The sequence below is a fragment of the Mucispirillum schaedleri ASF457 genome (assembly GCF_000487995.2).
GTDB lineage: Bacteria > Chrysiogenota > Deferribacteres > Deferribacterales > Mucispirillaceae > Mucispirillum > Mucispirillum schaedleri.
This window is the reverse complement of sequence record NZ_CP097562.1, coordinates 976,771-999,093: the sequence shown is the minus strand read 5'-3', so window position 1 is coordinate 999,093 and position 22,323 is coordinate 976,771. Positions and strand designations below refer to the sequence as shown.

21 protein-coding genes are annotated in these 22,323 nt (G+C 31.5%); 15 read left to right on the top strand and 6 right to left on the bottom strand.

From position 1 onward, the window contains the following. The first annotated feature begins 169 nt into the window (after positions 1 to 169). From N508_RS04685 to N508_RS04645, 9 genes are all read left to right on the top strand, one after another. Complete coding sequence (locus N508_RS04685) at positions 170 to 859, top strand: hypothetical protein (RefSeq protein WP_023275245.1); 690 nt, start codon at positions 170 to 172, stop codon at positions 857 to 859. Between the two features lie 356 nt (positions 860 to 1,215). Continuing rightward, entirely contained in the window at positions 1,216 to 1,911 is a 696-nt protein-coding gene (locus tag N508_RS04680) for a precorrin-2 C(20)-methyltransferase (RefSeq protein ID WP_023275244.1), read from the top strand. Positions 1,912 to 1,990: 79 nt separating this feature from the next. Further along, on the top strand, positions 1,991 to 2,719 hold the full coding sequence (locus N508_RS04675) for an amino acid ABC transporter permease (RefSeq protein ID WP_023275243.1): 729 nt from the start codon (positions 1,991 to 1,993) through the stop codon (positions 2,717 to 2,719). Beyond that, positions 2,712 to 3,440, top strand: coding sequence for an amino acid ABC transporter ATP-binding protein (locus N508_RS04670; RefSeq protein ID WP_023275242.1), 729 nt, complete (start codon positions 2,712 to 2,714; stop codon positions 3,438 to 3,440). Before N508_RS04675 ends, N508_RS04670 begins: the two co-directional genes overlap by 8 nt. 555 nt (positions 3,441 to 3,995) lie before the next feature. Then, positions 3,996 to 4,379: a Fur family transcriptional regulator gene (locus N508_RS04665; RefSeq protein ID WP_023275241.1), complete on the top strand. Its 384-nt coding sequence runs from the start codon at positions 3,996 to 3,998 to the stop codon at positions 4,377 to 4,379. 17 nt (positions 4,380 to 4,396) lie between these two features. Continuing rightward, on the top strand, positions 4,397 to 4,936 hold the full coding sequence (gene rbr / locus N508_RS04660; protein WP_023275240.1) for a rubrerythrin: 540 nt from the start codon (positions 4,397 to 4,399) through the stop codon (positions 4,934 to 4,936). Between the two features lie 124 nt (positions 4,937 to 5,060). Next, positions 5,061 to 6,230, top strand: a complete 1,170-nt coding sequence (locus N508_RS04655) for a cytochrome-c peroxidase (RefSeq protein WP_023275239.1) — start codon at positions 5,061 to 5,063, stop codon at positions 6,228 to 6,230. A gap of 406 nt (positions 6,231 to 6,636) precedes the next feature. Then, positions 6,637 to 7,833 carry a hypothetical protein gene (locus N508_RS04650; RefSeq protein WP_023275238.1) on the top strand — a complete coding sequence of 399 codons (1,197 nt, stop codon included), beginning with the start codon at positions 6,637 to 6,639 and terminating at the stop codon, positions 7,831 to 7,833. A gap of 15 nt (positions 7,834 to 7,848) precedes the next feature. Next, the gene (locus N508_RS04645; protein ID WP_023275237.1) at positions 7,849 to 8,961 is read left to right on the top strand and encodes a hypothetical protein; all 1,113 of its coding nucleotides are present in this window, start codon (positions 7,849 to 7,851) and stop codon (positions 8,959 to 8,961) included. Positions 8,962 to 9,078: 117 nt separating this feature from the next. Here the strand turns inward: N508_RS04645 and N508_RS04640 are convergent, their stop codons facing one another. From N508_RS04640 to gltX, 4 genes are all read right to left on the bottom strand, one after another. Further along, the gene (locus N508_RS04640) at positions 9,079 to 10,383 is read right to left on the bottom strand and encodes a pyridoxal phosphate-dependent aminotransferase (protein WP_023275236.1); all 1,305 of its coding nucleotides are present in this window, start codon (positions 10,381 to 10,383) and stop codon (positions 9,079 to 9,081) included. Positions 10,384 to 11,028: 645 nt separating this feature from the next. Then, on the bottom strand, positions 11,029 to 11,349 hold the full coding sequence (locus N508_RS04635) for a DMT family transporter (protein WP_023275235.1): 321 nt from the start codon (positions 11,347 to 11,349) through the stop codon (positions 11,029 to 11,031). Positions 11,350 to 11,352: 3 nt separating this feature from the next. Next, positions 11,353 to 12,696, bottom strand: a complete 1,344-nt coding sequence (gene der / locus N508_RS04630) for a ribosome biogenesis GTPase Der (protein WP_023275234.1) — start codon at positions 12,694 to 12,696, stop codon at positions 11,353 to 11,355. Between the two features lies 1 nt (position 12,697). Next, positions 12,698 to 14,155 carry a glutamate--tRNA ligase gene (gene gltX / locus N508_RS04625; RefSeq protein WP_023275233.1) on the bottom strand — a complete coding sequence of 486 codons (1,458 nt, stop codon included), beginning with the start codon at positions 14,153 to 14,155 and terminating at the stop codon, positions 12,698 to 12,700. A 1,582-nt stretch (positions 14,156 to 15,737) separates the two neighbouring features. Between gltX and N508_RS04620 the strand changes: the two genes are divergently transcribed. From N508_RS04620 to N508_RS04595, 6 genes are all read left to right on the top strand, one after another. Continuing rightward, the gene (locus tag N508_RS04620; protein WP_023275232.1) at positions 15,738 to 16,133 is read left to right on the top strand and encodes a succinate dehydrogenase/fumarate reductase transmembrane subunit; all 396 of its coding nucleotides are present in this window, start codon (positions 15,738 to 15,740) and stop codon (positions 16,131 to 16,133) included. Positions 16,134 to 16,135: 2 nt separating this feature from the next. Next, the gene (locus N508_RS04615) at positions 16,136 to 16,459 is read left to right on the top strand and encodes a succinate dehydrogenase, hydrophobic membrane anchor protein (RefSeq protein WP_023275231.1); all 324 of its coding nucleotides are present in this window, start codon (positions 16,136 to 16,138) and stop codon (positions 16,457 to 16,459) included. A gap of 29 nt (positions 16,460 to 16,488) precedes the next feature. Next, a complete protein-coding gene (gene sdhA, locus N508_RS04610) occupies positions 16,489 to 18,267 on the top strand; it encodes a succinate dehydrogenase flavoprotein subunit (RefSeq protein WP_023275230.1) in 1,779 nt (592 codons plus the stop codon). Positions 18,268 to 18,284: 17 nt separating this feature from the next. Beyond that, entirely contained in the window at positions 18,285 to 18,992 is a 708-nt protein-coding gene (locus N508_RS04605) for a succinate dehydrogenase iron-sulfur subunit (RefSeq protein ID WP_023275229.1), read from the top strand. Between the two features lie 217 nt (positions 18,993 to 19,209). Next, positions 19,210 to 19,920 carry a DUF4357 domain-containing protein gene (locus N508_RS04600; RefSeq protein WP_023275228.1) on the top strand — a complete coding sequence of 237 codons (711 nt, stop codon included), beginning with the start codon at positions 19,210 to 19,212 and terminating at the stop codon, positions 19,918 to 19,920. 128 nt (positions 19,921 to 20,048) lie between these two features. Continuing rightward, positions 20,049 to 20,192 (top strand): hypothetical protein, encoded by a 144-nt coding sequence (locus tag N508_RS04595; protein WP_023275227.1) that lies wholly within the window; start codon positions 20,049 to 20,051, stop codon positions 20,190 to 20,192. A gap of 349 nt (positions 20,193 to 20,541) precedes the next feature. On the opposite strand, the gene N508_RS04590 is transcribed toward N508_RS04595, so the two are convergent. After that, the gene (locus tag N508_RS04590) at positions 20,542 to 21,435 is read right to left on the bottom strand and encodes a hypothetical protein (protein ID WP_023275226.1); all 894 of its coding nucleotides are present in this window, start codon (positions 21,433 to 21,435) and stop codon (positions 20,542 to 20,544) included. A gap of 597 nt (positions 21,436 to 22,032) precedes the next feature. Continuing rightward, positions 22,033 to 22,248 (bottom strand): hypothetical protein, encoded by a 216-nt coding sequence (locus tag N508_RS04585; RefSeq protein ID WP_023275225.1) that lies wholly within the window; start codon positions 22,246 to 22,248, stop codon positions 22,033 to 22,035. Between the last annotated feature and the right edge of the window lie 75 nt (positions 22,249 to 22,323).

Below are 22,323 nucleotides of genomic sequence, written 5' to 3'. Positions count from 1 at the left end.
TATTACTATATATAATATTAGCTATCGGCAGTAATATGATTTACTTAATAGATAATTATTATTAAATATAATATAATTTATAAATAAATATTTATCAAGTCATAAAAAACTGTTGCAAACAAGAGTAATATAGTAAATAATGATGTATATAAAATTTATGGAGTATTGTATGAAAAAATATGTAATTTCCTTAATACTTACTTTACTGGTATTTTCTGGCTGTGATGCACTTGGTATAAAACAGGCAGATAATTCTTCCAGCGATAATGGTTCACAAAATGCAGATACTGCATTGTCAGTATCTCTTGATAATCAAATCAGTGCATCAACAGGGCAGCAGGCAGCTGCTGAGGAAATACTAAACCTTCAAAAAGAAATAGATGAGCTTATAAGTGCTGTTAATGCAAAAGATATTGCAGTTACTGAGCTTGAAAACAAAGTTAAGGTTTTAGAAGAAGAAAAACAGCATGCAGCAGCAAAAGCTGCGTCAGTAGAAGCAGAACTTGCTGATTTAAAAGATACTATAAGCACTAATAATCAGTATCGCAATATAGCAATTATTTCAGCACTTATATCACTGCTTTTAAATATTCTTCTTGCATATCTTCTTATAATAACACGCATAAGAAGTAAACGGGCAGCTTTACCACCTGCAAAGGAAGATGAAAAGGCTTATAATGATGTAAAAGAGACTTTTGTTGAAACTTCTGCAAATGAAACAGAAACAAATAATCAGGCAGATAACAGCAGCACTTTAAAAGAAGATAATAATAACAGTAAAAAAGATATAAAAGAAAATGAAAAACAAGAGCAGGTAGTTAAGAAAAGAGGCAGACCAAAAAAAGAGAAAGCAGAATAATATGTAATAATATAAAAATCCCTTTTGTTTTTACAAAAGGGATTTTTAATAAAAAGGGGTATATATCAAAAGTAGAATATTTTTGTGCTACAAATTATATAATATGTGTCACAGAAAAAGTCAATAATAAAATAAGTATGCTATTCCCTTTTTTTATAACATCCCATTAATGCCTTATATATCTATACCTTTAATATATTTAAAGTTTTATCATATAAGTAATTTTGAGCCTGATTTTGAAGGAGAAAAATCTAAATGATTAAGTGTATAAAATGTTTACCAGCAATAATACAAATTTAATCAGTATAATATTTCACTAACAAAAAAGTAGTAATGCAGAAACACAGGGAGAATTTATGGAAAGAGTGATATATGCAGTCGGGCTTGGTCCTGGCGATTATGAGATGATAACATTAAAAGCAAAAAAGGTGCTGGAAGAAAGCGATATAATATTTTTAAGCGGAGGCAAAGTATTTAACGGATATGATGAAGTGAAAAAACTGCTTGATAATATTAATTGTGGCAGCAAACTTAAATTTTATGAATATCCTGAAAATAAAAACGACAGGCAGGCTCATATTAAACACTTTGCAGTTGAAACAGTTAAATATTTAGAAAAAGGTATGAAAGTAAGCTATGTTACAATGGGCGATATGACTATATATTCATCATTTCCAGATATATATAAGGAGCTTGCAAAACATAATGTAGTATTAAAGGCTGTAACAGGTATATCTTCTTTTTTTGCACCAGCATCATTAACAGGCAATTCTATTGTAGACTGGAAAGATAAAGCAGCCATTATTCCAAATCCAGAAGATTACAAGGAAATTGAAAATATACTTGAATCTTTTGCAGCAGTAATAATAATGAAAATATCAGATAATGGAAAAGTTTTGAAAGAATATTTAGATAAATGTATAAACAAGCCTTCTACTGCTTATGCAGTATTTAATGCATATACAGAAAAACAGAAAATATATGATTTAATGAAAGAATTTCCTTATAATACAGAAGAATTTTTTATGAGTGTGGTAATGATAAAAAAATAATTATTTTTTCAAATAATTATTTTGCTTTTTTTGAAATAATTACTATAATACAGTTTAATTATTTTTAATAAGGTGAATAATGGAAAAATATTTAAATCTGCTTTACAATTTATTTATTGTTGATGATAGATATATGCTTTTAGTAAACGGCTTAATTTTTACACTGGGTGTAACATTTACTGCGGCTGTTATTGGTATTCTTTTAGGTATGCTTTTATCTATTATGATGATTGCAGATTTAAGACCTTTTAAAAATATAAAATCTAAAAAATTTGCTTTTTTAAAACAATTTAATCCTGTTCCAAAGATAGCACTTTTTTATATTACTGTTATAAGAGGCACTCCAACTGTTGTGCAGCTTTTTATACTTGCTTATGTAATATTTGTAGGCAGACTGGCAGATACTCCAGTATTTGTTACAGCAAGCCTTGCATTTGGTTTAAATTCAGCAGCTTATGTGGCTGAAATAATAAGAGCCGGTATTCAGGGTCTTGATAAAGGTCAGATGGAGGCAGCAAGGGCACTGGGTATGTCATACAGGCTTTCTATGAGAGTGGTAGTTATACCGCAGGCAGTGAAAAAGATTATGCCTGCACTTGTCAGCGAGTTTATAGTTCTTTTAAAAGAAACATCTGTTGTCAGTATGATAGGTGGCGTAGATTTAACTTTTGGAGCAAAAAGCATAGCATCAGTTACATATAGAGCAGCAGAGCCGTGGATTGTGGTGGCTTTAATTTACCTTGCATTGACAACTATATTTACATACTTTATGCGTAAAATAGAAAAGAGGTTAAGAGAAAGTGATTAAAATAAGTAACCTTCATAAAAGTTTTGGTGATTTGCATGTATTAAAAGGTATTGATTTGCAGGTAAATCAAGGAGATATTATTGCAATAATTGGACCATCAGGCAGCGGCAAGTCTACACTTCTGCACTGTATAAATAAACTTGAAGAGCCAACTGTTGGTCATGTTTTTATTGATGATGAAGATATAATGATGCCAGAGTGTAATATAAATGCTGTAAGGCAGAAAGTGGGAATGGTATTTCAGCATTTTAATCTTTTCCCCCATAAAAAAGTTATTGAAAATATTACTCTGGCACCTACTCTTGTAAAAAAAATACCAACAGCAAAAGCAGTAGAAGCAGCAGAAAAACTGCTGAAAAAAGTAGGGCTTGAAGAAAAGGCAGGTGTATATCCAAACAAACTTTCTGGCGGTCAGAAACAGCGTATAGCCATAGCCAGAGCTCTTGCTATGGAACCTGAAGTTATACTTTTTGATGAGCCAACAAGTGCTCTTGACCCAGAGATGATTAAAGAAGTGCTTGATGTTATGAAAGAATTAGCACAAGAAGGTATGACAATGCTTATAGTTACTCATGAAATGGGATTTGCAAAAAATGTTGCAAACAGGCTTCTCTTTATGGATGGCGGCAAAATAGTAGAAGATACTGACCCTAAAACTTTTTTTGAAAATCCAAAAAGTGAGCGAGCAAAAGAATTTTTAGACAAAGTATTAAATAAATAAAGTAATTTTATTTAAGAAAATTATATATTTAAATAATAAGCAGGAAAAGTATATATTATATTACTGAATTATTTTTTCAGCAGCATTTATTATTTTGCTATTTCCATATATGTTTTTTCTTATATTAGTTTATGTTAAAAAAGTCTGCAATTTTAATTGTAACTTATTATGCAGATTTTTGCTTCTGATAATAATAGACAATTATAAAGGATGATTTAAAATATAAATACTTCTGTTATGTTATATTGAGCCTGAATGGCAAAGTATATAACAAAATAAGATAATTTAAAGTTATTATGCGATATGTTAATACATATAATTTAGATATTCATCTTTAAAATAAGGCTTGAAATGGAAGACTGTAATATAAAATTTTAGGGTAAATTCGTTTTTAGATTTTACAAAATTTAAAAATAATATAGAAAATATTTGACAATATATAAAAAATATAGTAATAAGAATAATTACTAATATTGATATAAAATAGTGCTGTGCTACATGCATTAAATTATATGGTGGCTGAAAAGTAAATACAAACATATCTCTGGAGGTAATATGGCAATTTCAAAGTATTCCCGCCAGCGTGAGCTTATCTACAAAACAGTAATAGAAAATAAAGTGCATCCTACAGCAGAGTTTGTTTACAATTACTTGAAAAAAGATAACCCACAGCTTAGTTTGGGAACAGTATATAGAAATTTACAGCAGTTATCTGATAATGGTGAGATAAACAGGCTTTCAATACCAAATCAGCCAGACAGATTTGATGGAGTTATTGAAGAACATTATCATGCAGTATGTGAAAAATGTGTCACAATATATGATATTCACATAAATGAGATGTTTGATATTGACAGTCTGGTTGCTGAGAAAACAGGACTTGATATTACAGGTCATGAAATAATATTTAAAACAATATGTCCCATGTGCAAAAATTAGGGATAAAGGAGTAAAATATGGAATTAAAAGGTTCTAAAACTGAACAAAATCTTATGACTGCATTTGCAGGTGAATCACAAGCCCGTAATAAATATACATATTACGCAAGCAAAGCAAAAGCTGAAGGTTATAACCAAATTGCAGATATTTTTACAGAAACTGCAAATAATGAAAAAGAACATGCTAAAATATGGTTTAAACTTCTTCATGATGGTCAAATACCTTCTACAGATGTTAACTTAAAAGATGCTGCTGCTGGCGAACACTATGAATGGACTGATATGTATGCTGGCTTTGCTGCAACTGCAAAAGAAGAAGGCTTTGCTAAAATTGCTTATCTTTTTGAAGAAGTTGGTAAAATAGAAAAAGAACACGAAGCAAGATATTTAAAACTTCTTGAAAATGTAAAAGAGCAAAAAGTATTTAAAAAAGCAGAAAAAGTTGTATGGCAGTGTGCTAACTGCGGACACTTACACTTTGGTGAAGCAGCTTTAGAAGTTTGCCCAGTATGCGAACATCCAAAAGCATTTTTTCAAGTTAAAGCAGAAAACTATTAATAGTTAATAATAAATTGAGCTGCTGTAAAAAGCAGCTCAATTTATATTTTTAGAAAATAAAAAATTTTTACAGTATAAATTGTGTAGTATGGGTTAACCATAAATATAAAATAAGGGGAATTATATGAAAAAAGTTTATCTTTTAATATCAGTCATGATTTTTGCAGCAGCAATTACAGGCTGTAAAAAAAGTGAAAATATATCAGCTGCACCAGCTGCAAATGCACCACAAACAGCTGTGGAGGCACCAAAAGCAGTAGAACCTGCACCATCAGCAGTAGTTGATGAATTAAAACCAACTCAAGACGAGCTTATTATTGAAGCAAGAACTAATTTTGAGCCTATTCCTTTAAATGTTGAAGAAGGTTACAAACTGTTAAAAAACAATACACCAACACCTGAAAAATTTGAGCTTGGTAAAATGCTCTATTTTGAACCTCGTATTTCTAAAAGCCAGTTAATCAGCTGCAATACTTGTCATAACTTATCTTTTGGCGGTGATGATTATCAACAAACTTCTATTGGTCATGGCTGGCAGAGAGGTCCTAGAAATGCTCCAACAGTATTAAATTCTGTTTATAATACTGCACAGTTCTGGGATGGCAGAGCAGGTGATTTAAAAGACCAGGCTAAGGGTCCACTTCAAGCAAGTGTTGAAATGGCAGCTACTCCAGCGTATGTTGTAGAAGTATTAAAAAGTATTCCAGCTTATGTAGAGCTTTTTAAAGCTGCATTTCCTGGTGAAGCAGACCCTGTTACTTTTGACAATGTAGCAAATACAATTGAAGTATTTGAAGCAACATTACTTACACCAAACTCTAGATTTGACCAATTCTTAAGAGGCGACAGCAATGCTCTTAATGAAACTGAGAAAAAAGGTTTAAAAGCATATATGGATAATGGATGTGTTTCATGCCATTCAGGTATTAACTTAACAAGCGACGGCTACTATCCATTTGGTTTAAAAGAAACTCCAGAAGCAAGATTATTAGCTGGCGACAAAGGTCGTTTTGGTATCAGTGAGGCTGAAGGTGATGAATTTGCATTTAAAGCACCAACTTTAAGAAATGTTGAATACACTGCTCCATATTTCCATTCTGGTTTAGTATGGGATTTAGGAGAAGCAGTTGCAGTTATGAGCTCTTCTCAATTAGGTATTGAATTATCTAATGAAGAAATAGAGCAAATAGTAGCTTTCTTAAAAACTACTACTGGTGAAATGCCAAAAGTGGAATATCCAGTTCTTCCTGCTTCTACTATTAATACACCAAAACCAACATTTACTATTGACTAATAGTAATCATTATATAAATACCTGCTTATAAGAGCAGGTATTTTTCAATAAGTTCAATGTAATAACTATAATATAGTTCAGCATAATAACTATAAGTATAAAACAACTTGTTCATGATAATAACTATTACGATTATGTCATACTGAGCCTTTTAGGCGAAGTATCTTAATTTATCCTTTATTTTAAAATTCGTCTTTGAATTTGAAAAACTACGCTTGGTCGCAGTAAATGCTCACTCACTTACTTACTTTCAGAGAGCTCATCCTGAACCTGCTTCCCTTTATCTTTACATGTCAATGATAATCAAAAATTATTATCAAAATGGGTTACATACATGGTAAAATATATTGACATTACTTGTTTAATATATATAATGAGAGCCTATGTTTAAAATAATGGAGTTTTTATGAAGAGATTAACACTGTCTGCAATTTTGTTCTGCTGTATATTTTTTTCGCTTTCTGCTTATGCTGCAGAATACTCCCTGCCTAATGCTTATGATTTTTTCATTTCAAGACAGGCTGAAAAAAATGATAATCTTCCGCAGTATATTAAGCCGGATTACATTAGAGATGACTATAAAAGAGTGCTGCCTGATTTAGACAACACTTCTCTTAGTTTTTTCCAAAAATACCCTGTAGAAGTGCATTTAACATCCACTTTTTCATATTCTATTAATGCAAATACATTTAATATGCGTGATTTATTTTTTACAATTGGTCAAACATACCATAACGACTGGCTGCAGCTTACAGGGTTTGTAACTGCTTTTGGTTATTTTGATACCCATGACCCAATGTCTGATTATGGCTATGTGAAAGGTAATGCAGGATTATATGACGGTGGTTTTCAAGCTGTTCTTTTTGACAGAATATTAGTTTCTGCAAGGGGTAGAGCAGTATATGATTTAAGCACAAATACATTTATGCTTATGAACCATTTTTACGACACTACACTTGATTTATCAGAAAATGCTCCATTTTATACAGATATTCAAGGCTGGCAGCTTCCGCAGAATATGAATGGTCCCGGTATTAGAGTTGGCTTTATTGGCAAACATTATGAAATAGCTTATTCTCAAGGGGATTTTATGCATGGTATCCCTAAATCATTAATAGCAAAATTTAATCTGCCAAATATTGATTTAAGATTTTTATACGGTCATGAAAACAGAAATGCACCTGCCAGCTGGACAAATGAACTTTCAAGCCATTTAGTGCAGGTTTCTTCTACTTTTAGATACCCATTTTTAAATAATAAACTATGGATAAATGCTATTGCAGAATATACATGGCGTCAAAATGATGTTAGAGAAGTGCCACTTGACAGTGTATCAAATGATGGAAAACATACAGTTGATGCTTCAGGCAGCCTTACACCTTTTGCACCAGATGCTCACTATGTGCGATTAGAACAGGCAATAGAATATTATATGTTAAATATTGCTTTAAGAGAAATAGTGCAGGTAAGGGGTGATAAAACTGTATTCAATTTAGAGTATGCAGTATATGGTAAATTTCAAGCTGCATCATCAGAATTTACAATTGGTTTTCAAGGCTCTACTGATGGCAGATATTATATTGCTGGTGGAATAAAATTTTAATAAAGGGTATACATAATGAGACTGTTATTTATAATATTGTTTTTGAGTATTTTGAGCTTGGGGGGGGGCATGTGCTATGCTGCTCCAGAAGTTGATTTTCAAGTATATACAAGCTCTTATGCTTATAACAGCGAAAACACTCACTGGGAGCAGACAAGAACAACTCTTACTTATTTTGAAAATTTTACAGAAGCAGTATTTGATATTAAATTTAATGAATTTATTGACTTACGCATAGGTGCATCACTTCTTCTTCCTTTTACTTTTGAATTTCCTGATAATGTGCGTGTATTTCCAATTATAACATCAAGAATTGGAAATAAAGATGTAAGTCTGCGTATTGGCACACTTACAGGCGGCCACAACCTGCCTGCAACTATCCGTGACCCGCTTATGGATATGACACCAGTTGTGCGTTCTACAAACACAAATATTCTTATTCCAGACAGCACAGAATCATATAAATATGGGGATAAAATGACCCATGGATATTATGAATATGGTGCATCAGTAGAATGGTTTAAAGGTGGCAAGGGTGAAGTTTATATGAACTGGCAGATGCTGCATACAGAAAGGCATAGAGAGCGTTTTGATGTTGGCTTAATTCACAGCTTTGATTTTGTTTCAGATATATTCACCCCTTATATTGCACTCCACTACTGGCATAACGGCGGTCATGAATATCCTCTTCCAGCAGGCACGCCAGCTATTACTGAAAATTATGTAGGGGGAATTGGGATAAATAGTAAATGGCTGACTATACTTTATATGGCATCATATAATTTTGTAGATAGAGATAATGAAGGTGCTGTTTTTGGACATGGATTATATATGCGTGGCACAATACCTGTGAAAAACTGGTTTGAAATAGAGCCGCTTGTATTTGTTTCAGGCTGGTATTTAAACCATGACCATATATTTATCAGTGTTGAAGGTGACCCATTTTTCAGAATGCCTTTCTATGCAGGTATAAATATTAAAAAAGGATTTCAGTTTGATAATGGTATAAGTTTATCATTTGGATTTATAAATGGTGTATTCTTAACAGAAGATAATGAAGTAGGTACAAGGTTTGACCAGACTATAAGCCTTAATTTTATTTACAGAATACCGGTTACAAAAAGATAGAAACAATTAAGCCCCTTTTTTAAAAGGGGCTTTTTAGTATACATAAATTAATAATTTTTTAAAATTTAAATATTATTATTAAAATATTTTTATATATTTATCTAAAAGCTATAATATTTATTTAGCTGATTCTACATATTCTACAATCTTTTGTGCTATTATTCTAACATTTCTTTCAAATTTTTCTGTATTTTTTTCAAGCAAAGTCATACGGAAACCAAGCAGATTTGTAAAAAATGAAGTAAGCGGAACTATACATATTCCTGTTGCTCCAAGCAGATTATATGCAAAACGCTTATCATGCTCTGAATTATTGTCTAAAAGCCTGTTTACATAGTTCTGGACTTCTTTATTTTCCATATCTAAATGCTGCTTATTATTTAATACTGCTTCATTAAACACAATGCTTAAATAAAATGCACCATTGCTTCTGTTTACTACAATGTATGGCACATCTTTTAATATATTGTATGCAATATCTGCAAGTTTTTCATAATGAGTAACTCTTGTCTGAAGATATTTAGCATATTCTTTATGTTCAATAAGTTTTGGTATTGCCATCTGCGGCATAGTTGTAGAGCATACTTCTGCCTGTTTTTGTTTAAAGATTGCCTGAATATATTTGTCAAAATCTGCATCTTTGCCATAGTTGTATACTTCAATCCAGGCACATCTTGCTCCGGGCCAAGGCACTTCCTTTGAAAGAGAATTCATACTTATTGCCGGCACATCACCAATAACTTCTGACAAATATGGTGTTTTTTGACCATTATATGTCATATTATGGTATATTTCATCTGCTACAATGAAAAGATTATGTTCTTTTGCAATGCGGACAATTTCCTGTAGTTTTTCTTTGGAATAAATATAACCTGTTGGGTTATCTGGGTTAATAATAAGTATACCAACGATAGAATGAGCACTTTTAATTTTCCTTTCCAGCTCTCCTAAATCTGGCTCCCAGTTATTATATGGATTCATTTTATAAGTGTTTGGTGGAAATGATGCATGTGCCACTTCTGCCATAAAATGGGTAGAATAAGTTGGCTCAGGCATAATTATACGGGCATCAACACGGATAACAGAATAGCTTCTTGCAATAGCATCACCAAGACCATTAAAAAATATTATATCATCTTTTGTAATTTTTGCCCCACCAAGAGCATTTCTTTTAGCGGCTAAATATTCCCTAGTAGAATCTACTCCCTTAGTAGGTGAGTAGGCAAAAGACATATTATCATCAATTACTTCTTTTAATACATCTTTAATCCATTCAGGCACCTGTTCCCCTTTCATAACTGGGTCGCCAATATTTTCCCATGAAATCTCCATTCCTTTAGATTTCATAAAATTTGCTATCTCTACAATATTCCTAATTTCGTAGGTCAAGCCACTGCCAATTGTTGCGAAATCTGCTCTCATATCCACACCTTAATTTATTATAATGCAAAAATAAATATATACTCAGTTCAGGAAGAACTGCTTTAGTAAGCAAACAAAAGAATTTACTTCTTGTTTGCGCTAAATAAAAAATTCACGGATGAATTTTTTATATTTGATTAAATAAATTTGCGAAATCTGCTCTCATATCCACACCTTAATTTATTATAATGCAAAAATAAATATATACTCAGTTCAGGAAGAACTGCTTTAGTAAGCAAACAAAAGAATTTATTTCTTGTTTGCGCTAAATAAAAAATTCACGGATGAATTTTTTATATTTGATTAAACAAATTTGCGAAATCTGCTCTCATATCCACACCTTAATTTATTATAATGCAAAAATAAATATATACTCAGTTCAGGAAGAACTGCTTTAGTAAGCAAACAAAAGAATTTACTTCTTGTTTGCGCTAAATAAAAAATTCACGGATGAATTTTTTATATTTGATTAAATAAATTTGCGAAATCTGCTCTTATATCCACACCTTAATTTATTGTAATGCAAAAATAATCAGTTATAGATTCTTCGCTGTTTTCACAATGATAAAAAATTGTCACTCTGAGGGAGCAGAGCGACCAAAGAGTCTATTATTTATATCCTATATATCTTACATTTTCAAATATCTAATGCACTATTTTTGTGCCTATAACACCTATTATAATCATTGTTATAAAAAACAAACGCCAAAAGCCTGTGCTGTCACCAAAGAAAAATATGCCTATAAGTAATGTTCCTGCTGCTCCCACACCTGTCCATATAACATAGGCAGTACCTATTGGTATAGTTTTTTGAGCAATATATAAAAATACACCGCCTAAAGCCATAGATATTACTGATATACCAATAAAAACAACACTGTATTTTGTATATGTAGAAGCCAGCTTAAAGCCTAAAGGCCAGCCTACTTCAAAAATCCCTGCAATTATTAAATATACCCAGCTCATATACTATTCTCCTTCGTCACTGTATTTGCTTTTTCTTTTTCTTATACTTAAGCGGACAGGTACACCGTCAAATCCAAATGCTTCTCTTAACATATTTACTAAAAATCTTTCATAAGAGAAATGCACTCCTTGAGGATTATTTACAAAAGCTACAAAATAAGGGGGACGGGCTGCAACCTGCGTCATATAGTAAAATTTTAATCTTCTTGTGCCTACAACAGGGGGCTGGTGTCTTTCAAGAGCTTTTCTTAATACTTCATTTACTGCATGTGTAGGCACTCGTTTATTATATTCAAGATAAAGTTTTTTTACTGCATCAAATATTTTTTCACAGTTTTTTCCAGTTTTTGCAGAGATAAATATTAATGGCGGGTTTGCTAAAAACTGCAGTTTTTCAGCAAGTGTTCTTTTAAAATTTTTCACTGCCTTTTCATCTTTGCCAGCAATATCCCATTTATTAACTGCAATCACAACAGGCTTCCCTGCTTCCCATGCATCACTGATTACTTTTACATCTCTTTCATTAAGTCCATCAGCACCGTCAATCACAGCCACAACTACATCTGCTTCCTTTACTGCATCTATTGACCTGTAATATCCATACTTTTCAATAGTGTCTTTAAACATTACAGATTTTTTGCGAATACCTGCTGTATCAGTTATAATATATTTATCATTTTTATATGTAAAATATACATCAATACTGTCTCTTGTAGTGCCTGCAAGTGGTGTAACAATCACCCTGTCTTCACCAAGCCATGCATTTAAAAGGCTTGATTTACCAACATTTGGTCTGCCTGCAACTGCAATTTTTATTCGTTCATCTTCATTACTACCTTTTTCAGCTGTCTCTTCCTTTTCAGGTATATAGGTATAGATATAGTCAAGAATATCATCTACATTTCTGCCATGCAGTGCACTTATTGGAAAAATCTCAACATCACCAAACTTATAAAATTCATTTATTGCCTGTTCTCTAGCATTACTGTCTGCCTTATTCACTGCTATAATAAAAGGTTTGCCGCATTTTCTAAGCATATCGCATACTATTTCATCAAGTGCATGCAGTCCAACAGATGCATCTACAACTAATATTAAAAAGTCGGCTTCTTCTATAGCCTTAAAAAACTGCTCCTGCATTTCTTTTTTTAAAACATCAGCCTGCAAATCAAATCCGGCAGTATCCACAAGTTTAAAATCTTTATCAAGCCATGAAGTTTCTACTTCTATCCTGTCTCTTGTAACTCCGGGCATATCATCAGTTATGGCAATCCTTCTGCCTGCAATTCTATTAAACAGGGTGGATTTTCCTACATTTGGTCTGCCTATAATACCTAAATTAAACATTCTATAAAAGTCCTGCACGCTTCATTGTTTCAGTTATTCTTTTTGTAAGCTCATCACATGAAAGAAGTGTTGCCACACTATCCATTTCAGGACCTTTTGTGCTTCTTGTAACACCAGAACGGACTGCCATATATAATGGTCTGCCTTTTGTCCCTGTTTCTTTTTGTATTTCTTTCATTACTGCTTTATAGCTTTCTAAATCAAGATACTCTTTACCTGCTGTTTTTGAAAGAAATAAATCAAGCACACCTTTTGATGTAGGAAGAGCAAGTATTTCTTTTGCTTCTTCAGTTATTTCATCAGGCAGTTTAAAATATATCTGTAAATATTCTGGTGCATCGCTTAAAAGTGTAAAATTATCACGAACAGATAAAAGCATAGCTTCCATTTTTGCCTTATTTTCGCATATATATTTTTCGTCTGCAAGACCGCTGGAAATTATATATGGTTTGCAAAGCTCTAACAATTCAGAAATATCTTTGCTGCGAATATATATTCCATTCATCCATTTTAATTTATCAAAATCAAATACAGCAGCACTTTTTGAAACTCTATTCATAGAAAATTTTTCTTTTAATTCATCTATTGTAAAAAGCTCTCTTTCATCATCTGAACTCCATGAAAGAAGAGACATATAGTTAATCATAGCTTCTTTTAAATATCCTGCTTTTCTAAATTCTTCTACACTTGTATTTCCATGTCTTTTAGAAAGTTTTGCATGGTCTGGACCTAAAATCATAGGAATATGGGCAAATACAGGTGATTTTTCACCTATTGCTTCATATATTAAAGCCTGTTTTGGTGTATTTGACAAGTGGTCGTCTCCCCTTATAACATGAGTTATCTTCATTAATGCATCATCTATTACAACAACATAGTTGTAAATTGGTGTACCGTCTGGGCGGATAATAATAAAATCGCCAAAAGCATTTGTAGGAAACTCAATATCTCCATGTATCATATCATGCACCATAACTGCTGGTTTAAATGCACGAAATCTAATAGATGCTTTTTCGCCCCTTGCTTCTCTTTCTGCTGTCTCTTCCTTAGTTAGATTAGCACATTTACCATTATATATATATGCTCTGCCTTCTTTTTGAGCTTTTTCTCTTTCTGCATCAAGCTCTTCTTTTGTGCAGAAACATTTATAAGCAAAGCCATCTTCCATTAATTTTTCAGCATATTTATTATATATGTCAAATCTTTCTGTCTGACGGTATGGACCATATTCGCCGCCTTTTTTAGGACCTTCATCATAGTCAAGCCCAAGCCACTCCAAATCTTCATATATAAGCTCTTCACTTTCAAGACTAGACCTTTCCAAATCTGTATCTTCAATGCGAAGTATAAATTTACCACCCTGACTTCTTGCAAATAAATAGTTAAAAAGAGCTGTTCTAACATTACCTACATGTATATGCCCTGTAGGGCTTGGAGCAAAGCGAACACGAATAGACATAATTATATCTCCTATGCAATATATATATAATTGTACAATAAACTATTACTTATATATGTTTTTCATAGAAATACAAGAAAAATTTTTATATTTAATGATTTTTAAGCAAAATCACTGCTTTTTTTTGTATAGATTACAATAATATGTTTTGAAAATTTGTAATTTTAAGTTCAGCTTCTTCGCTTTTGCCTAAAACAGACAGTCCATTATTTATTTTTGAGAGAATGGACTTACTCAAAAATTCAGACTAATTCTATATAATGAATACAGCAAGAGAATTTTAAAGTAAACAAATTCATACTTTGATATATTTCAGGCTCATCAAGACATGCAAGCAGGCTAAGGATGAGCTACTGCCTTAAAGAAAGTTTAAGTTTCTTCCATTTTTAAGAGATTAAGAATAATTATATAATAATAAGTTTGTGTAACTAATTAGTAATAGATTCTTCGCTTCGCTCAGAATAGACATTATGCAGCGATAACTATGTGAACAATAAAACTATTACAATTATGTCATTTTGAGCCTGATTTTAAAGGCGAAAAATCTAAATTATATATGTTACATAAGCATATAATATTTTTAAATTATCTTTTTTATTAGATACTTTGTCTTATCAGGCTCAGGATGAGCTGTTTTTAGTGAGCGATAGCCAAACCTGTTTCGGCAGAGCATAATTTAAAAATACAAGAATGTATTTTTAATAAAGGATAAATTTAGATACTGTATTTACTCATATTTATAATTCATCAGCTTATTTAATTCTACTTATAATTGGCAGCAGATGTGAAATACATTGTTTTTAAAAAACTATTAAATATGGCCTGTTTTATGACTGCTTAAATTTTAAGCAGTCAAATAATCTATTTGATATTACAATAATATTGCAATGTCATATCTATAATTTTCCACAGGTTATCAAAAGTTTTATACTTAGTATTGAATACATCTTTATATATTATTGATATTTCATTATTCTTTTATAAACTATTGATAATACTAATAAACATTTCTCTTGACATAAAAAAGCCTTATTTTTCAAGACTTTATGTGTATAAAGTTTTCCACAGGTTATCCACATATTTTATTGAATATTCCAGAAACTATTGACATAACAGTATATATTTTTAATATGCAGCATTTGATTTATTTCAAAATATTTATCAACTGTATTTTTTAATATTTTTACATTAAAAAATTTATTGTATTTTTAAATATACTATCAGCAAATATATATCTTGATAAATTGAAATAACAGCAATAACATTGTTTTATTTTTATTAATATCTACTATTTTAATAGATTATCTTTATATTTAATAGAATAAATTATATCTTTTTACTCTTATTATTTGCATACTTGTAAAAAGTATTGATATATAATAAATACATACACTTTTTAATTTTAAACCTTTTTTTTATTTATGTATTAAATTTGATTAAAAAATATTGACAAAATCTAATTTATATATTTAAATAAAAAGGTGTAAAATATCTACAAGTTCTATTTTCATACTAATTAAGGAATTTAGCATCTTAAAAAGAGATGATATAAATTTAATATAATTTATAAAGGAGTGCGTTTATGCCTAGAAAAGATTTAGAAATTTCGGCTATGGGCTACCGTAAACACCCTGGCATGATTGCATGGATTTTGCACAGAGTAACAGGTGTTATTCTTGTGCTTTATTTTATTCTGCATATGTTAGGTTCAGGCGGTGTATGTTCTTTCCTGCCTGCAATCGTTCAAAACATCTATGTTGAAGCAGTTGTTATTATTATGTTTGCATGGCATGCTATGAATGGTTTAAGAATCATATTCATGGAATTTTTTAGAGCTGCTGAAAGAGGCTGTTTTAAGAAGTTTCTTGCTATCTTTACAGTATTAGCTGTATTACTTGCCCTTGTGGGACTATACTATGTCAAAGATGTTATTGCAGCAAATTCTGCAGCAAATGTGGAAGCTGCTGAGGGAGAGTAACTATGAAAGTTTATAAATATACAGGAACAGGCAATAACGGCACTATCGCATGGGCTCTGCAAAGAATTTCAGGTATAGTTTTAATTATTGCATTAGGCTATCATCTGCTTGGCAAAATAATGACTAAAGCTGGCGGCGGCTTTTTAGAAGGCAGCAACTCTTTCTTAATGGCTGCATTATGGCTTTTTGTGACATTTCATGCTTTTAACGGCTTAAAAATGGTTACAGATGATTATGTATCTCGTAAAGGCACTCGCTTTATCCTTTACTTAATATACTGGACACTTGCTCTTATTATTCTTGGACTTTCAAAAAGTCTGTTTTAATAATCTTTCAAGTGTTATGAGGTTAAATTATGATAAATACAACAAAAATAGAACAACACGAATATGATGTCCTTGTTGTAGGTGCAGGTGGTGCAGGTCTTAATGCTGCACAAGTTGCATCTCAATATGTTAAAACAGCAGTTATCTCAGAAGTATATCCTACTAGAAGCCATACAATCAGTGCTCAGGGTGGTATTTCTGCTTCACTTGGCAACTATGAAGAAGATAACTGGCACTGGCATATGTATGATACTGTTAAAGGCTCTGACTATCTTTGCGACCAAGATGCTGCTGAATATCTCTGCCGCAAAGCTCCAGAAATGATTATTGAGCTTGAACACATTGGGCTTCCATTCAACAGAACTCCAGAAGGTAAAATCGCTCAGCGTCCATTTGGCGGTCACACTGCAGAATATGGCAAACGCCCAGTAAAAAGAGCATGCTATGTTGCTGACAGAACAGGTCATGCAATGCTGCAAACATTATTTGAAAAAGCAGTTGCACAGGGCACTCAGTTTTATAATGAATTTTTAGCAATAGAATTAATCAGAAATGGGGACAGAGTGTGCGGCGTATTATGTCTTGACCTGCAAAATGGTGAAGTGCATATGTTCCATGCTAAAGCAATTATATTTGCTACAGGTGGTAACTGCCGTATATTTGCTACTACTTCTAATGCCCATATTAATACTGGTGACGGTTTAGCATTAGCATTAAGAGCTGGTTTTTCATGGTGCGACCCTGAATTTTTCCAATTCCACCCAACTGGTATTTATGGACACGGCAACCTTATTACTGAAGGTGTTCGTGGTGAAGGCGGTATCCTTTTAAACAGCGAAGGCGAACGCTTTATGGAAAGATATGCACCTACTATTAAAGACTTAGCACCTAGAGATATTGTTTCTCGTTCTATGGTAAAAGAAGTGCTTGCAAATAAAGGTGTTGGTGCTGGTAAAGACCATGTTCTTTTAAAAATTGACCATATTGGTAAAGAAGCTATTATGGAAAAACTTCCGGGTATCCATGAGCTTGCATTAGTATTTGCAGGGGTTGACTGCACAAAAGAACCTATCCCTGTTATGCCTACTGCTCACTATCAAATGGGTGGTATCCCTACAAACTATCTTGGGGAAGTTATTAAAGGCTATGGCTCTGATGCAGAAAGTGTTTATCCGGGCTTTTTTGCTGCTGGTGAATGTTCTGCAAACTCTGTTCATGGTGCTAACCGCCTTGGAACTAACTCTCTGCTTGACCTTGTTGTTTACGGCAGAACAGTTGGTGAAAGAGCTGCAAAATTTGCAAAAGAAAATGCAGCAGCAGAACTTCCAGAAAATGCAGGTCAGGAAGGTATCAAATTATTAGAAAGATTTGCAAATGCAAACGGCAAAAATACTTATGGTCCAGTATATTCCCGCCTGACAAAACTTATGGAACAAAAAGCTGGTGTTTACAGAACAGAAGAGCATATGAGTGCAGCTGTTAAAGAACTTGAAGAAATTTCAGACTTATTAGATGATTTCAAAGTAGTTGATAAATCAAGTGTATACAACCTTGATTTAGTAGAAGCATTAGAACTTAATAATATGGTGCTTATCGCAAGATGTGCAGCTAAATCTGCATTAATGCGTAAAGAATCCCGTGGCGGTCATGCTCGTGAAGATTATCCAGATAGAGATGATGTAAACTACATGAAACATACAAATGTAACTATAGCTGACGGCGGTAAAACTATTAATCTGGAATACAGACCGGTTAGAACTAAACCGCTTACTGTTGAACCATTCCCACCTAAACCTCGTGTTTACTAAAAATAAGGAAGGACGATATGAGCAAATTTATAAATGTTAAAATATTAAGATACGATCCAGATAAAGATAAAGCGCCTCACTTCCAAACATACAAAGTAGAGTTACGCAGGCCGGGTATGCTTTTACTTACTGTTCTTAACCAAATCAAATGGGAGCTTGACCCTACACTTTCATTCCGCAGGTCATGCCGTGAAGGTGTATGCGGTTCAGACGGTATGAATGTAAATGGTGTGAATATGCTTTCATGTATGACTAAAGTGGAAGATTTAGGCTCTGATATTACTATCAAACCATTACCGGGTATGCCTGTAATAAGAGATTTAGTTGTAGATATTTCCAGCTTTATTAATAAATTTATTACAGTTAAACCATATATTATCCGCCATTCTCCAATGCCAGATGGTGAATTATATCAATCAGCAGAGGACAGGAAAAAACTTGACGGATTATATGAATGTATCCTTTGCGGTTGCTGTTCATCTTCATGCCCTAGCTACTGGGTAGATAAAGATTATCTTGGACCTAATGCTTTCTTAAGAGCTTGGAGATACTTAATTGATTCAAGGGATGAAGGAGCAGATGAACGCCTTGCAATCTTAAACGATAAACATGGCGTATGGCGATGTCACACAATCTATAACTGTGTGGAAGCATGCCCTAAAGAGCTGAATCCAACAAAAGCTATAGTTGGTATCAGAAAAATGCTTATGGATAAACAAATATAATATTATAAGCAGCATAAAATTTATAAGGGAAATCAGTAAACTGGTTTCCCTTTTTTTGTTAATATATTCTATTGATTTATATCTAAAATACACTTAAAATATTAAACAAGTTAAGAGCAAATAGGTCTGTTTCATAGTCATCACCATAGTTGTATGTGTATAAAATATATCTATATATGGCGAATATCAGATTAGCAGTATGTTTTGGAGTGCATAAATGAATGATAAAAAAGGTATTATATATGTAATGTCCACTGTGGTTGATGGATTGATTAAAATAGGTCAAACCGAAACAAAACAATTTAAAGAGAGAATGCGTTATTTAGAATCCAACGGATACCGTAATGTTACTGGTTTAAAGAGAGAATTTGCCATAGAAGTTGATGAATATGATAAAAAAGAAATCATGTTAAAGACGATTTTTGATAAAAATAGAATAGGCAATACTGAATTATTTGCACTTGATAGGAACATTGCAATACAGTTACTGTCATCATTTGATGGTGAAGTAATATTTCCAAGAAATGAAGAAAAAGAAGAAATATTTGACAATGCAACTGAAAATAGAGAAAGCAGGCTTATTCCAGATGGAGAATACTACTTTAAAAAACAAAAATCATCTGATGGTGGAAAAACAGTTCAGGCAACAGCTGTTATAAAAAATGGTTTTTGGACACTGTCAAAGGGCAGTATATTAGGAATTAATGAAGATAAGGGTGTTTCACAAAAAGCAAAAGCAGCAAGAGAGAGTATGAAGTTTGATGAAAAAGGAATATTATTAGAAGATACAAAATTAGGAGAATGCACTCCAAGTTTTGCAGGTGTAGTGATTATGAACCAATCAATTAATGGCTGGTCTGACTGGTATGATAAAGATGGTAAAAAGCTGGATACATACAGGCAGGTAGAAAAAAATGAAGAAGATTAATCTACAAAAAATAATATTGTAAAAAACAATATGTTTAATTAAGCTGCAAGAGTTCAAATTCCTGCATTAATTCATCTTAATAGATTATGATATGAATATATTTTCTAAAAATAGTTACTGAAGATTTAATGCAGTCTATTAATGATTATTCTGATAATGAATTAAAATACAATATACTTGGTGTAAATAGTTTAAAAAATCCTAATTATAACATAATAAAAGATATAAATAATTATTTAGAAGACTATGAAAACAGATATAAAATTAAATAAAATATGTTTTCAATATACATAAGAAAATGAAATACATAAAGTTTTACCCAAAATGTCTGGAATATGATAAACAATCTGTATTAAATATCTGATATTATTCTGATAATTTTAATTATATCTTATTTATATTAGATTTTTGTTGTAATGATAATTATACATCGCATGACTGTCTGATAAAGCTGTAACAATTATGCCATAATAAGCATAAATGCAAGGTATTTGTAATATAAGCATGGCAGAAATGCATAAGTATTGCTTCTTAGTATATTTAAAAAATGCAAACTATATAGAAAGTATCAAATATCCAGCTTTTTATATTTCAAATAAAGTGTTAATTGAAAAGTGATTATTAGATTATATGGTGCATAAGGCTGCTGCTTTCTAAAACATTTATCATAATCTGAGTTTGTTCATATAAAGATGGCACACCTGCTGCATATTCCTGCATGGTATTATAATAATCTATCATTTCTTTTTGGTTTTCATATATAGTTTTTTTACTGCCTGCAATAGCTGCATTATCAACTGCATAGGTAAATAATGCAGTATCTTTATTTTCATTTGCAATCAAAATATTATGAATAGATGCTGCAGAAAGGTCTTTAAGTTTAATATTTCCTTTATCTGAGAAAAACTCTGCATAAGAAAGTGAAAGACCAGTATTTGACTGGTTTACAGTATATATGCTATAATCTTTTTTGTTCCCATTCTCATCAAATACATTATCCCAGTAGCTTTTAGAATCAAATTTTTTATCTTTATATTCTACATATTCATTTGCAGTTAAATTATCTTTTAAAAGGTTTTTGCCACGCTCTATAATATTTTTTGTATAAAAGTATGCTTCAATATCTTTGATTGTTAATTTTGCAAGTTTTTCTGTATCAGTAAGCCCAATTTGTTCACCCATTTCTACAAGTAGTCCCCATGAAACATCATCCATTTCTACCCAGTCAGGTTTTGTTTTTTCCTGTGATTTTTTAACAATTTCAGTCATATAATTATCATTAATAGCCTGAACACCGTTTGATGTATCAGAATTAGATGAATGATAGTATGACTGTTCTTTTGATTTTTGTGCAGCATTAGAAGAAATATCAATATTATAGGACTGAGGGTTATTTTTGGAAGAGGTAACAGCATTTGTATCTGTTTTATTAAATTTATCTTGAATATCAGATGAATCAATTTTATTACTATATATATCTAGTGTGTTAAAGTTGTTAATATTGTTTAGTTCCATATATACTCCCATTAATTACTAATCGTATAAAAAGGCATAAATCTTTAGTTTAAATATCATATTTTAATCATTATGGCTTAACTTTGCTTTTTTTAGAAATACACATAGAAATAAATTTATTAATAATACAGTAAATAATTATAACTTGCAGTAAAAGTGTATATGAAAGTTAAACAGACTATTTATAGATGCTTTCTTAAAAGACTGTCTCTAATGTTATCATCACTATATTAGCAGGAAATATATAGTGCAGTAATTTACAGAATTAAAAAAGGATATACACAGTCAAGCTGTATATAACTGCTGATATAAAACCAGCAGACAAGTTTTTATGGCAGTAATCATTACTGCCATTAGAGTAATACCTGCAAAACATGCACCAGATATTCTATCTATAATAAAAATATACTTGTTTTCATATATTTTCATTTGAAGATATATGAAAAAAATAAAGATTATGTTTAAATTACATTTTTGTAATATATTAGTAAATCAAAGATAATTTATAAAATAAAACTTAATATATTGCATGTTCATAAAAAAACAAAATTAAAAAATAAAAATGCAGACTAGATTCACATAAGTACATATATGCTGTTAATATCTTGGTCGTTTTCTTTCTCTAAAATAAGCAAAAATCAAAAAAATAATAAAAATGCCTGCAATTATACCAAATATAATAAATACAAGTAAATCTTGACCTTGTATACCTTTTGATGATAAGTGCTTGCTTGCTGCATCATACGCAGGAGTTACCTGTGCATAAAAATTAATAAAAAAGTAGTTTAATATATTACTAAACAGGGAGAACATTAATACCTCCTTAAATGGTATGTATCTATACCAATAAAATAATGTAATATCAATACTTTTATTTCTAATCTACAA